Here is a 13,190-nt window from a genome sequence, read left to right as displayed (position 1 = left end):
CCTAGTCCAGAATGCGGGCCAGGGCCGCGTCCAGCGGTGCCGGGTCCGCGATCTCCAGACGCACCGGCAGGGTCAGCACCTTTTGCCGGAACTCCTGCGGCAGGCGCACCGCGTCCTTTTCCGTCGTGACCAGTTGCGCACCCAGCGCCCGTGCCTCGGTTTCTAGCCGCGTCATCAGGGCCGGTGTCAGCGGCTGGTGATCCTCCAGCGCCTCGCCGCGCTTGATGTCGGCGCCAAGGGCGCGCAGCGTGGCAAAGAATTTTTCCGGATGGCCGATCCCGGCAAAGGCCAGCGTCGGTAGATCCTGCCAATCCATGCCGGTTTGCAGCGGCGCCAGCTGGCCGGTCATCTGCGGCACCGTGATCTGATCGCTCCATGTTTTGGCAAAACGGGCCTGCCCGGGGGCGGGGCCGATCGACAGCAACAGATCGGCGCGGGCCAGACCGGCGCTGACCGGTTCGCGCAGCGGCCCGGCGGGCATGCAGCGTCCGTTGCCAAAGCCCGCCACCGCATCGACAACGATCAGCGACAGCGCCTTGGGCAATGACGGGTTCTGGAAACCGTCATCCAGGATCAGCACCTGGGCACCGGCGTCTTGCGCCGCGCGGGCACCGGCGGCGCGGTCCCTTGCGACCCAGGTGGGGGTAAAGGCGGCGATCAAAAGCGGCTCGTCGCCGACGTCCTCGGCGCTGTGTTGGCGCGGGTCGACCTGAACCGGACCGGCCAGCCGCCCGCCATAGCCGCGCGACAGCACATGCGGCGTGATCCCGCGCGCCATCAGCCTTTGGACCAGCGCGATGACGGTCGGGGTCTTGCCGGTGCCGCCGGCGTTGATGTTGCCGACGCAGATCACCGGGATGTCCGGGGCAAACCCCGGCGGCTGCGCCACCCGGCGCGCCGTGGCCCTGGCGGTCAGGGCCGCAAGCGGCGCCAGCAACCGGGCGCGCAGGCCGGGCGCATCCGGCGGCGTGAACCAGAAACGGGGCGGGCGCATCAGCGGGCCTCCTCGGAATCGATCCGGTCAAAGATCTCGGTGATGACGGCATCGGTCAGTTCCGCGCCCGAGGACACCACGTCCCAGCCCGCGTGGGCCATCGCGGCGGCCTGGTCGGGGGCCACGATATGCGACACGGCAGTGGCCAGCGAATCGCTGTCGCGCACGATGCGGGCTGCGCCTGCCTCGACCAGCTTGGTATAGGACGACAGATGCCGCCCGACGTTCGGCCCGTACAGGATGGCGGTGCCAAGGGCGGCGGCCTCGTAGGGGTCACTGCCGCCGCGCCCGGGGATCAACGATCCGCCCAGAAACGCCAAAGGCGCGATCCGGAACCAAAGGCCCAGTTCTTCGGGGCCTTCGACCAGCAGCACCTGGGTGTTTTCGTCAGGCGATTCGCCGCTGTCCCAGTGGCATGTGCGCATCTGTTCGGACTGGGTGATCCGGGCGATGGTGTCGTAGTCCTGCGCATCGGCGGGCACCAGGATCAGCAGCAGGCGATGCGCCAGCCGCACGGCGCGGCGATGCGCGCGCAGGATATCGGCGGCCTCGTCCGGCAGAACGCGGGCGGCCAGCCAGACGGGTCGGGCGGCCAGGATGCCGGCGACCTCTTCGTGCTGCGCATCGGGGCATTCCAGCGGTGTGCCGGTATCCATGAAGGGGCCGGACAGGCGCAGGTTGGCGGGCGCCACGCCAAAGCGCCGCAGCTGGCGCCGGGTGGTTTCGCTGGGGCAGTGGATCACGTCGAACAGCGCCAGCGTCGCGCTTGTCGGATCGGGCAGCCAGCGCGGCACGGGGCAGGCCCAAGGGCCATCGCCGGGCGGCAGGGCCACCATGTGCGCGCCGGTTTCCCGGACCGCATGCAGCAGCGCCGGGCGCAGTTGCGACCCCGCCCAAAGGCAGAAATCCGGGCGCAGCGCCCGGGCGAATTGTTCGCAGTCGGAACTGCGTTCGCCGGGCAGGACCACATGCGGAACGTCGGGGGGGGGTTCGGCGTCGCCGGACAGCACGAACAGGACTTCGGGGCGCTGTTGGGCGATGCGGGTGCACAGGCTGACAAGGGCGCGCGCCGCTTCGCGCCCCTGTGCATGGCCCCAGATCAGCGTTCCGGGGCGGCGTTCGGGCCAGGTCTGGGCGGCAGGACCACTGCCAAGCGCCGCGCTGCTGCGCGCATAGGCCAGATAGGCCTGAAGGCTCAGCGCGCGCGGGGCCAAGGCTCAGCCCAGTTCTTCGGTCGGGGAAACCTCGGTTTCCTCGTCGCGCAGGCGGTGCAGATGCGCGATGTAATACCGCATGTGGGCGTTATCCACGGTGCGCTGCGCCGCCGCTTTCCAGGCGTTGTAGGCGGCTTCGTAGTTCGGAAAGATGCCGACGATGTCCAGATCATCGACATTGCGAAAGACGGATTTGGAAGGATCGACGAGCTCGCCGCCGAAAACCAGGTGAAGTCGTTGCATTTTGGTTCCTTTTTGCAAGTGTCAGGATGCGCGGATGCGCCTGTAGCGTCAAGTTAGGCAAAGGATGTCAGGGACGGTTTAAAGCAACTGGTCCAGCAGCGCGGCATGCAGTCGCGGGTTGGCGGCCAGCACGCCATCGGTTTGCGGCATGGGGTTGTTGAACCGCAGCGGCGCCCCGCGCCGATCGCTGACGCGCGCGCCTGCTTCGGACAGGATCAGGGCGCCGGCGGCAATGTCCCATTCCCAGGACGGGCGAAAGGTGAACATGGCGTCATAGCGGCCCTCGGCCACAAGCGACAGGCGATAGGCCAGCGATGGGCGGTGGCTGCGCTTGATCTCGGGCACGCCGCGGGGCCAGAAGCGCGCCTCGAGGCTGGGCTTGGTCGCCAGCACTTCGATCTCGGCCATGGCATCGCGGCGCGAAGTGCGGATCGGCGCGCCGTTCAGCCGCGCGCCCCCGCCAACCGAGGCGCTGTACAGCTTGTCGCGCGCGGGCAGATAGACGACGGCGGCGGTCACCTGGCGGTTCTGCACCACCGCCAGCGCATGCGCCCAGGTGTCGGACCCTTCGATGAAGGACCGCGTGCCGTCGATCGGATCGACGATGAACAGGGTGTCGCTGTCCAGCCGCGCGTCGCTGTCGGCGCTTTCTTCGGACAGCCAGCCATAGTCGGGCCTTGCGCGGCGCAGCTTGTCCTCGAGCAGGGCATTGACCGCCAGATCGGCCTTGGTCACCGGGCCTGCGCCATCATCCTTGTGGCGCACGGCAAGGTCGCCGCCGACATGGCTCAGCGCCTCTTTCCCGGCGGCTTTGGCGGCCTCGATCAGCAGCGTCAGGTCATTCGCCGGCAAGGGTCAGACCTTCGACCAGAAGCGAGGGCACGACGCGGCTTAGCCAAGGGCGGGCGTCGTTGGCGGGGATCAGGGTTTTGAGCATGTCGCGCAGGTTGCCGGCAATGGTCACGCCGGACACCGGGCCTTTGACCTGCCCGTTTTCGACCCAAAGCCCGGCGGCGCCGCGCGAATAATCCCCGGTGTTGGGGTTGATCGTGGCGCCGATCATCGAGGTCACCAACAGGCCGGTGCCCATGTCGCGGATCAGATCATCGCGCGATTGCCTGCCCTGGGTCAGTTCCAGGTTCCAGGGCGTGGGCGACGGGCCGGACCCTGCGCCGCGCGCCGCGTTGCCGGTCGGGTCCAGCCCCAGCTTGCGGGCGTTGGCCAGGTCCAGCGTCCAGCCGGTCAGCACGCCCTTGTCGACCACCGCGCGGCGCCGGGTTGGCAGACCTTCGGCATCAAAGGGCCGCGAGGCGGTGGCGCGGGGGCGAAAGGGATCTTCGATCAGCGACAGGCCCTCGGGCAGGATCTGCTGCCCCATGGCATCGCGCAGCCAGCTGGCGCCGCGCGCCACGGCCGCGCCATTCGCGGCGGCCATCAGGTGCCCGATCAACGAGGCCGAGATGCGTTCGTCGAACAGCACCGGATAGGCCCCGGTCTTGGGTTTGGTCGGGTTCAGCCGTTCCAGCGCGCGGGTAGCGGCGGTCTGGCCGATCTCTTCGGGGCTGCGCAATTCGTCCTGAAAGGTCCGGCTGTCGCCGTCGTAGTCACGCTCCATCCCCAGACCGGTGCCGGCGATGGCGACGCAGGAATTGCTGCGCGAGGTGCGCGCATAGCCGCCCTCGAACCCGTTCGAGGCCGCCATCCAGACCTGCCGCGCGCTGTACGAGGCGCTGGCCGATTGCACCTGGGTGATCCCCGTGCAGGCCAGCGCGGCGGCTTCGGCGCGGCGGGCGTCCTCTTGCAGGGTGGCGGGCGCGGGTTCGGGGGTGGGGTCAGCCAGCTCCAGCGCGTCGATGTCCCAGCTAGTTGCCAGTTGACCGGAATCGGCCAGCCCGGCATGCGGGTCTTCGGGCGCCTCTTTGGCCATGGCCACGGCGCGGGTCGCCATGGCCGCGATGGTGCTGTCCGAGGTGTCCGAGGCCGAAACGATGGCGCTGCGTTTGCCGACAAAGACCCGCAGGCCGATATCGCTGCCCTCGGCGCGTTCGGCCTGTTCCAACTGGCCGGCGCGCACGTCGATGGACAGGGCGGTGCCCGCCACGGCGATGGCATCGGCACTGTCGGCGCCGGCCTGCCTGGCGGCGGTCAACAGCGATTGGGTCAGGTCCTGCGGTGTCTTGGGCATGGGCGCTCCGGCGGTTGTATCGTGCTGGGGAGGTAGGCTGCGCAGGCCTGCTGCGCAAGTCTTTCGCAGGTTCAGGGCGACTTTGGCGCGGTCACGGCAACGATCGGCCCCATCGGGCGGCCAAGGTCGGACCGGCCCAGATCCTGCGCGTGCAACCGCGAGACATTGCCATCCAGAAACAGGGCGTTGGGCAGTTTCAGCACATCGCGGAACAGGCGGGCGAATTCGTGAAAGGTGACCGAGTTTTCCGAGATCACGAAGACCGCGCGCTGACCGTCTTCCGAGGTGCCGACCCCGTTGCGGATATAGCGCGAGGAGCTGTCCGGCAAAAAGCGCGGGTGCAGTTCGCCGTCGATTACCAGCATCGGGCCCGATTGCGTGGCATGCAGGCAGTCGGGACGCTGCGCCAGATAGGCACGGGTTTCAAGGACTTGCGCGCTGCCGTCCTGAATGCACAAAAGACCATTGGGCAGCAGCCCGAAATTGCCGGGGCCGGGGGTGGCGATGACCCGCATTTCTTCCTGCCCGTCCTCGATGTACTGCCCGACCGGCGAGCGGTCTTCGTGGTACATCCCGGCATTCATCGCAAAGACAAGGGTTTCGCCGCGGGCCCCAAGCGCGGTTTCCAACGCCGAAAAGTTGCCATAGGGCTGGCCCCCTTCGCCGCGCAGGAACAGGCGCAGGGTTTCCTGCGCCGGGCGTACCTCGCAGATGGTATAGCGGCTGCCTTCGACGCTCATCGACTCGCAAGTTACTGCCTTGGCGGGCTGGGCAAGCAGCGCCAGACCCAGTGCCGCAAGGGCGCGGGTCCAGGCGCGGATCACTTGTCCAGATCGCGGCGGACCGCGTCCTGCGAAAACAGCCGGCGGTGTTCGTCCAGCTGGTCAAAGGTATCGTCCAGCCGGAAGTGCAACTGCGGAGTGTGCTTGATTTTCAGGCCCTTGGACAGCAGGTGGCGCAATTCGCCCCGATGCTTGTGCAAAAGCTCGAACATCTCGTCCTGGCCCTTGCCGCCCAGCGGCACGACATAGGCCGTGGCGATGCGCAGGTCGGGGGACACGCGGACTTCGCCGACGGTGATGACCATGCGGTTGAGATCGGGATCGTGGATTTCCGCCCGCGAAAGGATTTCTGACAGGCGTCTGCGAAGCAACTCGCCCACGCGCAACTGGCGTTGGGATTGTCCGGGGCCGTCTGGGATTCTGTTATTTGCCATGGGGCAGATGTACGCCTTGCTATCTGCTTTGCCAAGCGGGGCGGGGCGCGCTAAGGAAGGCGCGTCAGATTTTGGATGGAGAAAAGCCGATGACCGAATTGCCGGGCGTTGTTGTGACAGGGGTTTCGGGCCGTATGGGCCAGATGCTGGTGCGGGAAATCCTGGCCAGCGATCGGCTGAAACTTGCGGGCGCCCTGGAACGGTCCGGCCACGACTGGGTGGGGCGCGACCTGGGCGAATGCATGGGCGGCGCGGCGTTGGGCGTGCTGGTCAGCGACGACCCGCTGGAGGCCTTTGCCCGCGCTCAGGCGGTGATCGACTTTACCGCGCCCGCCGCCACGGTGGCCTTTGCCGAACTGGCCGCGCAGGCGCGCGCCGTGCATGTGATCGGCACAACTGGGCTGTCCGCGGATGACCTGGCGAAAATCCACACCGCGGGCCGTCACGCGGTGATCGTGCGGGCCGGAAACATGAGCCTGGGGGTCAACCTGTTGACCAAGGTGACCCGGCAGGTGGCGGCCGCCCTGGACGAAGACTGGGACATCGAGATCGTCGAGGCCCATCACAACAAGAAGGTCGATGCGCCGTCGGGCACCGCCTTGATGCTGGGCGAGGCCGCCGCCGAGGGGCGCGGCGTCGAACTGGACGCGGTGTCTGACCGGGGGCGTGATGGCATCACCGGCGCACGCAAGCGGGGCGATATCGGGTTCCACGCCATTCGCGGTGGCGATGTGGTGGGCGAACACGAAGTGATCTTTGCCAGCGCCGGCGAGCGGATCGTGATCAAGCATATCGCCAGCGACCGGGCATTGTTTGCGCGCGGTGCGTTGAAGGCCGCGCTTTGGGGGCAGGGAAAGGCCCCGGGCGAATATGACATGCTGGACGTTCTTGGGCTGAACTGAGCGGGTTTGGGGGCGCTGCCCCCGGCGCGCTTTGCGCGCCTCCCCCGGAGTATTTGGGCCAAGAAGAAGCAGGGGCGTTGTCAGAAGTCGATGGCGATGCCCTTTTTTTCCCAATCGCCATAGCGGGCAGGGTCGGGGCCGTCGCGTCCGCCCAGTTCCTTTGGCGCGGCTTTTGCCTTGGCCAGGGCCTGTTTGCGGCGCTCTTCGGCTTCGGCAAGGGCGCGTTGGGCGGCGGGGGGCAGGGTTTTTTCGGGTTCAGACATCGGCTTTTCCTTGTTCTGCAGGGTTGATATACGCTTGGGCTTTGATGGGGCAAGCCTTTGCCCCGCAGCGATGCCCCTCGGGAGAGCCCATGACACAATCCTTCAGCCCGGCCCGCAAAGGCGCCGTTCAAATCCTGACGCAGGTTCTGGGTGAGGCGCGCCCGCTGGGCGAGGCGGTTGGCAAGCTGGACCAGTTGGAGCCCGCGGACCGCGCGGCGGCGCAGCGGCTGGCCTCGCAGGTGCTGCGCAGCCTGGAGCGGGCGGACAAGGTGCTGAAGCCGCATTTGCGCAAGGCGCCGGGATTGGTGGTGATGAATACCCTGCGGCTGGGCGCGGTCGAGCTGTGCGAGGGCGGCGCGGCGCATGGGGTCGTGAACGACCTGGTGAATTTCGTCGGCTCGGGCAAGCGGACGGCCCAGTTCAAAGGGCTGGTCAACGCGGTGTTGCGCAAGGTGGCGGCCAATGGCCCCGCGGAATGGGCCAAACTGCGGGTGCCGCGCCTGCCCAAGTGGCTGCGCGCACCGCTGGTCGAGGCCTGGGGCGCGTCGGCAGTGGCGGCGATGGAGGCCGCGCAGTATGCGGGAGCGCCGCTGGACCTGACGCCCAAGGGCGATGCGGCGGCGTTGGCTGCGGCAGTAGATGGCGTGCTGTTGCCGACCGGATCGGTTCGTTTGCCGGGTGGGCAGGTCAGTGCGCTTGCGGGTTATGAGACCGGGGAGTTCTGGGTGCAGGACGCGGCGGCGGCCCTGCCGGCCAAGTTGCTGGGAGATGTGGCGGGTCTGCGCGTGCTGGACATGTGCGCGGCCCCGGGTGGCAAGACCCTGCAACTGGCGGCGGCGGGGGCGGATGTGACGGCCCTGGACCTGTCCGGGGCGCGGCTGGAACGCGTCCGGGAAAACCTGACGCGCACGGGGCTGAAGGCGACTTTGGTCGAGGGCGATGCCCTGGAGCACGAGGGCCAGTACGACGCGATCTTGCTGGATGCGCCCTGTTCGGCGACGGGCACGATCCGGCGCCATCCCGACCTGCCGCATATTCACCAGGGCGAAAGGATCGGTGAGCTGATCGGGTTGCAAGAGGCGATGCTGAGCCATGCGATCAGCCTGCTCAAACCGGGCGGGCGGCTGGTTTATGCCACCTGTTCGCTGATCCCCGACGAAGGCGAATGCCAGATCGACGAGGCGCTGAAGGCACTGGAGGGCATCGAGATCGTGCAGCCGCAGGCGGCATGGATCGAAGACGCCTGGCGCTCGGACGAGGGCGGTTTGCGGCTGCGGCCCGATTTCTGGGCGGAGCGCGGCGGCATGGACGGCTTCTACATGGCTCTGCTGCGCAAATCCTGACCGTCCTGTCACCCTTGGGCCACGTCGCGCCGCCCTGCGTCAAAGCAAGGTGACTTTGCCGGGCGCGCGCGGTATGTTTGGCGCAACCAACAGCCCCACAAGGGGCGCGGTGCGGCAGAGCAGTCGCCAGGAAAAAGAGGCAGTGGGATGTCCAAGGGGCGGAACTGGCGGGCCAGACAGGCGCGCTTACTCAATCGTTTGCATGCCCGGGTGGCGGCGCGCGCGCGTCCGGCCACTGGCTTTGTGTCGCAACCCGAACCGCGGACGATCGGCTATTTCGCCCGGGGGCGGCAACTGATCGCGGGCAACGTGATGTTCGCCGGTCACCTGCTTGAGGTCGATGGCGCGATGATCTGGGACCTTGACCTGCCAAGCGATGCCTTTGGCGAGGCGCTGCATGGCTTTGGCTGGCTGGATGATCTGGCGGCGGTGGGCGATGCCAAGGCACGCGCGCTGGCGCAGGACTGGCTGTGGGGCTGGATCCAGCGCTATGGCAAGGGCACCGGCCCGGGGTGGTCGCCGGAACTGACCGGGCGGCGGGTGATCCGCTGGGTGCATCACGCGCTGTTCCTGCTGCGCGGAATGGAGGCCGACAAGGCCGAAGCCTATTACAAGGCGCTGGCGGCGCAAACCACCTTTCTTGCGCGGCGCTGGCAGGGGGCCAGCCCGGGTTTGCCGCGTTTCGAGGCGCTGACCGGACTGCTCTACTGCGGTCTGTCGATCGAGGGCATGGAGGCGCGGGCCGAACCGGCGCGGATCGCGCTGGGCGCGGAATGTGCGCGCCAGGTCGACGACCAGGGCGGCATCCCGACCCGCAACCCCGAAGAACTGCTGGAAGTTTTCACGTTGTTGACCTGGGCGCAGGCCGCGCTGGAAGAGGTCCACAAGGAGCCCGACCCGGCGCACAAGGCGGCGATCGCACGCATCGCCCCGACGCTGCGCGCGCTGCGCCATGCCGATGGCGGGCTGGCGCGGTTTCATGGCGGGGGCCGGGGCCTGGACGGGCGGCTGGATCAGGCGCTTGCGGCCTCGGGCAGCAAGAAGCGCCAGACCGAAGGGTTGGCGATGGGCTATGCGCGGATCTCGGCGGCGCGCAGCACGGTGATCGTCGATGCCGCGCCGCCGCCTGATGGTCGGGCCTCGGGGCAGGCGCATGCCTCGACCCTGGCGTTCGAGCTGACATCGGGGCGCAGGCCGCTGGTCGTCAACTGCGGATCGGGCGCAGAATTCGGCGAGGCCTGGCGCAGGGCAGGGCGGGCGACCCCATCGCATTCGACGCTGTGCCTGCAAGGCTATTCCAGTTCGCGGCTGGCTGCCGAGCGCTGGATCGGGGCCGCAAAGCGCGAATTGCTGGAGGACACGCCGCGCCATGTGCCGGTGCAGATGGACCACCGCGCCAGCAGCATCCGGATGGAGGCGGGGCATGACGGCTATGTCCAGTTGCAGGGCCTGACCCACGCCCGCAGCATCGAACTGAGCCTGGATGGCCGCGAGCTGAAGGGCGAGGATTACCTGGTCGCGCTGGACGGCGCCGCCAACAAGCGTTTCGACCGCGCCATGAACGAGGTCAAGCTGGCCGGCCTGCCCTTTGACATCCGGTTCCACCTGCACCCCGAGGTCGACGTGGCCTTGGACATGGGCGGCAGCGCGGTGTCGATGGCGCTGCGGTCCGGGGAAATCTGGGTGTTCCGCTTTTCCGGCAAGGCAAAGCTGGATATCGAACCTTCGGTCTATCTGGAAAAAGGCCGGATGCGTCCCCGCGCGACAAAACAAATCGTTTTATCCGGGCGCGCAATGGACTATGCGACCCGCATCCGCTGGTCTTTGGCCAAGGCGCAGGAAACGGCGACCGTCGTGCGCGACCTGGCAAAGGACGAGCAAGAGATGTCGATTTGATCTGAAAACCCCAAGGGGACACTGCTGCTATGTCTGACCTTCATCCCGTGCGCCGCGCGCTGATTTCCGTATCCGACAAGACCGGCCTGACCGATCTGGCCAAGGCTCTTGCTGACCGCGGTGTCGAAATCCTGTCGACCGGCGGGTCTGCCAAGGCGATCCGTGACGCAGGCATCTCCGTGCGCGACGTGGCCGATGTGACGGGCTTTCCGGAAATGATGGACGGGCGCGTGAAAACCCTGCACCCCAAAGTGCACGGCGGTCTGCTGGCGCTGCGCGACAACGCGGACCACGTTGCGGCGATGAAGGAACACGGCATCGGCGAAATCGACCTGCTGGTGGTCAACCTCTATCCGTTCGAGGCCGCCCTGGCGCGCGGCGCCGGATACGACGAGATGATCGAGAACATCGACATCGGCGGCCCGGCGATGATTCGCGCGGCAGCCAAGAACCACGCCTTTGTCAGCACCGTGGTCGATGTCGAGGATTACGGCCCGCTTCTGGCCGAACTGGATGCCAACGACGGCCAGACCTCGTATGTCTTCCGCCAGCGGCTGGCGCAGATCGCCTATGCCCGCACCGGGGCCTATGATGCGGCGGTCAGCACCTGGATGGCCGATGCCATCGGAGAGACGACCCCGCGCCGCCGCGTCTTTGCCGGCACGCTGGCGCAAAGCCTGCGTTATGGCGAGAATCCGCATCAGGCGGCCGCCTTCTACACTGATGGTTCGGATCGTCCCGGTGTGGCCGTGGCCGCCCAGCTGCAGGGCAAGGAGCTGTCCTACAACAACATCAACGACACCGATGCGGCCTTTGAACTGGTGTCGGAATTCCTTCCCGCCGAAGGCTTTGCCTGCGCGATCATCAAGCACGCCAACCCCAGCGGCGTGGCCCGGGGCGCGACCCTGAAAGAGGCCTATCAAAAGGCGTTCGACTGTGACCGCACCAGCGCCTTTGGCGGGATCGTGGCGCTGAATTCCCGACTGGACGTGGAAACAGCCCAGGCGATCTGTGAAATCTTCACCGAGGTGGTGATCGCCCCCGCCGCCGACGATGACGCGATCGAGGTGTTTGCCGCGAAAAAGAACCTGCGCCTGCTGCTGACCCCTGGTCTTGCCAACACCGCCGAGGCAGGGCTGTCCTATCGTCAGGTGTCCGGCGGCATGCTGGTGCAGGATCGCGACAACGGCCAGATGGCGCTGGACGACCTGAAGGTCGTGACGAAAAAAGCCCCGACAGAAGAGCAGATGCGCGACCTGCTGTTCGCCTGGAAGGTGGCCAAGCACGTCAAGTCCAACGCCATCGTCTATGTCAAGGACGGCGCGACGGTCGGCGTTGGCGCAGGCCAGATGAGCCGCCTCGACAGCGCCCTGATCGCCGCCAAGAAGGCCGAGCGCATGGCCGAGGCCATGGGCCTGCCGCAGCCGCTGACCATCGGCAGCGCCGTGGCGTCGGATGCGTTCTTCCCCTTCGCTGACGGGTTGATGGAGGCCGCCGCCGCAGGCGCGACCTGTGTCATCCAGCCGGGCGGTTCGATGCGCGACGACGAGGTGATCAAGGCCGCCGACGAGGCCGGCCTGGCGATGGTCTTTACCGGCATGCGCCACTTCCGGCACTGACGTTCGGGCGCTTGGCCCTTGCACGATGGCTTCCGTGAGGTCATTCTGATCAAAAACAAGGACAGGGCGCAAATGCTTCGGAAAATCAAGGCAATGGCGCTTGGGGCCGCGATGGGCATCTGCCTTGGCGGCCCCTTGGGCGCGGAAACTCCGGATCAGGTTCTGCGCGATCTGATGGAGCAGGGCGCCGCCTCGCAGGACTATACCCCGTCCTTTCTGGCCCAGGCCCCGGTGGGCCGGGTCCAGGAGGTGCTGGACCAGGTCAGCCAGCTGATCGGCACCCCCCGGGTGATCGAGGTGCAGGACGGCAAGTTCTACATCGAAACCGATACGCATCGGGCCGAGGGCACGCTGACGCTGGATGGCGATGGGCGCATCGCAACGCTGTGGTTCGATGCCCCCGAACCGATCCCGACCACCATGGACAGTGCCCTTGGGGAACTGGCGGGCCTTGCAGACGAGGTGTCCTGGCTGGTGCTGCGCGATGGCCAAAAGCTGAGCGCCCTGCGGTCCGACAAGCCGATGGCGGTGGCCTCGGCCTTCAAGCTGGGTGTGCTGTCTGTCCTGCAACAGGACATCAAGGCCGGCAGCCGCAAATGGGCGGATGTGGTGCAGCTGGAGGCGCGGCACAAATCGCTGCCCACCGGGCAGTTGCAGAACCTGCCGGACGGCTCGCCGGTGACCTTGCACACGGCGGCGGCGCTGATGATCTCGATCTCGGACAACACTGCCAGCGACCTGCTGGTGGATGTGCTGGGGCGTGACCGGGTGGCAACGGCGCTGGGAACGCCCGGAATGCTGACCACGCGCGAATTCTTTTCGCTCAAGCTGGACCCGGTGGCCCAGTCGGCATGGCTGGCGGCCGAGCCGGACCAGCGCCCGGACATCGCCGCGCAGGCGGCGCAGAACCTGCCGCCGCTGGCCGAGGTGCCGCGCTTTGTGCCCGGCATCGAATGGAACGTGTCGCTTGACCGGCTGTGCGGCCTGATCGCACCGCTTGCCGAGCTGCCGCTGATGCAGATGAACCCGGGCCTTGCGCCGCGCCAGAACTGGGCGCGCGTGGCCTACAAGGGTGGGTCCGAACCGGGGGTCATCAACTTTACCACCGCGCTGCTGGACGATGTGGGGCGCGAGCTTTGCGTTGCGGTCACCCTGAACGACGGCGGCGACATCGACATGCTGGCCGCGGCGGCGGCCTATCGCGGGCTTTTGGCGGTTTTACGCTAGGTTTGGCCCGCGGCCCCGGCGCATCCGCATATCCCCGGTTCCCAATCGCCGCCCCGGGTTGTAAACCGCCCCAAAGAGTTCGCGACAG

13 protein-coding genes are annotated in these 13,190 nt (G+C 67.4%); 5 read left to right on the top strand and 8 right to left on the bottom strand.

Features of this window, described 5'->3' with window-relative positions; genetic code table 11:
* Position 1 precedes the first annotated feature (1 nt).
* The 7 genes from lpxK to rbfA all read right to left on the bottom strand — a co-directional run bounded on the left by lpxK (position 2) and on the right by rbfA (position 5,852).
* Entirely contained in the window at positions 2-994 is a 993-nt protein-coding gene (gene lpxK / locus QF118_RS00480; protein ID WP_282300680.1) for a tetraacyldisaccharide 4'-kinase, read from the bottom strand.
* Positions 994-2,208, bottom strand: a complete 1,215-nt coding sequence (locus QF118_RS00475; protein WP_282300679.1) for a 3-deoxy-D-manno-octulosonic acid transferase — start codon at positions 2,206-2,208, stop codon at positions 994-996. Before QF118_RS00475 ends, lpxK begins: the two co-directional genes overlap by 1 nt.
* Before the next feature lie 3 nt (positions 2,209-2,211).
* Positions 2,212-2,451 carry a DUF4170 domain-containing protein gene (locus tag QF118_RS00470; protein WP_282300678.1) on the bottom strand — a complete coding sequence of 80 codons (240 nt, stop codon included), beginning with the start codon at positions 2,449-2,451 and terminating at the stop codon, positions 2,212-2,214.
* A gap of 78 nt (positions 2,452-2,529) precedes the next feature.
* Complete coding sequence (locus QF118_RS00465) at positions 2,530-3,303, bottom strand: inositol monophosphatase family protein (protein WP_282300677.1); 774 nt, start codon at positions 3,301-3,303, stop codon at positions 2,530-2,532.
* Positions 3,290-4,636, bottom strand: a complete 1,347-nt coding sequence (locus QF118_RS00460; RefSeq protein WP_282300676.1) for a TldD/PmbA family protein — start codon at positions 4,634-4,636, stop codon at positions 3,290-3,292. Before QF118_RS00460 ends, QF118_RS00465 begins: the two co-directional genes overlap by 14 nt.
* A 71-nt stretch (positions 4,637-4,707) precedes the next feature.
* The gene (locus tag QF118_RS00455; protein WP_394357100.1) at positions 4,708-5,457 is read right to left on the bottom strand and encodes a phosphodiester glycosidase family protein; all 750 of its coding nucleotides are present in this window, start codon (positions 5,455-5,457) and stop codon (positions 4,708-4,710) included.
* Entirely contained in the window at positions 5,457-5,852 is a 396-nt protein-coding gene (rbfA, locus tag QF118_RS00450) for a 30S ribosome-binding factor RbfA (RefSeq protein WP_282300674.1), read from the bottom strand. The genes QF118_RS00455 and rbfA overlap by 1 nt, the downstream gene beginning before the upstream one ends.
* An 89-nt stretch (positions 5,853-5,941) precedes the next feature.
* On the opposite strand from rbfA, the gene dapB reads away from it, so the two are divergent.
* A complete protein-coding gene (dapB, locus tag QF118_RS00445) occupies positions 5,942-6,754 on the top strand; it encodes a 4-hydroxy-tetrahydrodipicolinate reductase (protein WP_282300673.1) in 813 nt (270 codons plus the stop codon).
* 80 nt (positions 6,755-6,834) lie between these two features.
* Here dapB and QF118_RS00440 read toward each other — a convergent pair whose 3' ends face one another.
* Positions 6,835-7,017 (bottom strand): DUF1674 domain-containing protein, encoded by a 183-nt coding sequence (locus tag QF118_RS00440; RefSeq protein WP_282300672.1) that lies wholly within the window; start codon positions 7,015-7,017, stop codon positions 6,835-6,837.
* Positions 7,018-7,106: 89 nt separating this feature from the next.
* Here QF118_RS00440 and QF118_RS00435 point away from each other — a divergent pair, with 89 nt between their 5' ends.
* From QF118_RS00435 to QF118_RS00420, 4 genes are all read left to right on the top strand, one after another.
* The gene (locus QF118_RS00435; protein ID WP_282300671.1) at positions 7,107-8,360 is read left to right on the top strand and encodes an RsmB/NOP family class I SAM-dependent RNA methyltransferase; all 1,254 of its coding nucleotides are present in this window, start codon (positions 7,107-7,109) and stop codon (positions 8,358-8,360) included.
* Between the two features lie 147 nt (positions 8,361-8,507).
* Entirely contained in the window at positions 8,508-10,256 is a 1,749-nt protein-coding gene (locus QF118_RS00430) for a heparinase II/III family protein (RefSeq protein ID WP_282300670.1), read from the top strand.
* A gap of 29 nt (positions 10,257-10,285) precedes the next feature.
* Positions 10,286-11,875: a bifunctional phosphoribosylaminoimidazolecarboxamide formyltransferase/IMP cyclohydrolase gene (gene purH / locus QF118_RS00425; protein ID WP_282300669.1), complete on the top strand. Its 1,590-nt coding sequence runs from the start codon at positions 10,286-10,288 to the stop codon at positions 11,873-11,875.
* 72 nt (positions 11,876-11,947) lie between these two features.
* Positions 11,948-13,102: a serine hydrolase gene (locus QF118_RS00420; RefSeq protein WP_282300668.1), complete on the top strand. Its 1,155-nt coding sequence runs from the start codon at positions 11,948-11,950 to the stop codon at positions 13,100-13,102.
* The last annotated feature ends 88 nt before the right edge of the window (positions 13,103-13,190 follow it).

This window comes from Tropicibacter oceani (assembly GCF_029958925.1).
Taxonomy (GTDB): Bacteria; Pseudomonadota; Alphaproteobacteria; order Rhodobacterales; family Rhodobacteraceae; genus Pacificoceanicola; species Pacificoceanicola oceani.
This window is presented reverse-complemented; position numbering and strand designations above follow the sequence as displayed.

Bases quoted from the DNA above. Each gene is read 5' to 3' on its own strand.
- QF118_RS00470 (WP_282300678.1), bottom strand. From the start codon at position 2,451: ATGCAACGACTTCACCTGGTTTTCGGCGGCGAGCTCGTCGATCCTTCC.
- QF118_RS00440 (WP_282300672.1), bottom strand. From the start codon at position 7,017: ATGTCTGAACCCGAAAAAACCCTGCCCCCCGCCGCCCAACGCGCCCTT.
- QF118_RS00460 (WP_282300676.1), bottom strand. From the start codon at position 4,636: ATGCCCAAGACACCGCAGGACCTGACCCAATCGCTGTTGACCGCCGCC.
- QF118_RS00435 (WP_282300671.1), top strand. From the start codon at position 7,107: ATGACACAATCCTTCAGCCCGGCCCGCAAAGGCGCCGTTCAAATCCTG.
- lpxK (WP_282300680.1), bottom strand. From the start codon at position 994: ATGCGCCCGCCCCGTTTCTGGTTCACGCCGCCGGATGCGCCCGGCCTG.
- QF118_RS00430 (WP_282300670.1), top strand. From the start codon at position 8,508: ATGTCCAAGGGGCGGAACTGGCGGGCCAGACAGGCGCGCTTACTCAAT.
- purH (WP_282300669.1), top strand. From the start codon at position 10,286: ATGTCTGACCTTCATCCCGTGCGCCGCGCGCTGATTTCCGTATCCGAC.
- rbfA (WP_282300674.1), bottom strand. From the start codon at position 5,852: ATGGCAAATAACAGAATCCCAGACGGCCCCGGACAATCCCAACGCCAG.
- dapB (WP_282300673.1), top strand. From the start codon at position 5,942: ATGACCGAATTGCCGGGCGTTGTTGTGACAGGGGTTTCGGGCCGTATG.
- QF118_RS00420 (WP_282300668.1), top strand. From the start codon at position 11,948: ATGCTTCGGAAAATCAAGGCAATGGCGCTTGGGGCCGCGATGGGCATC.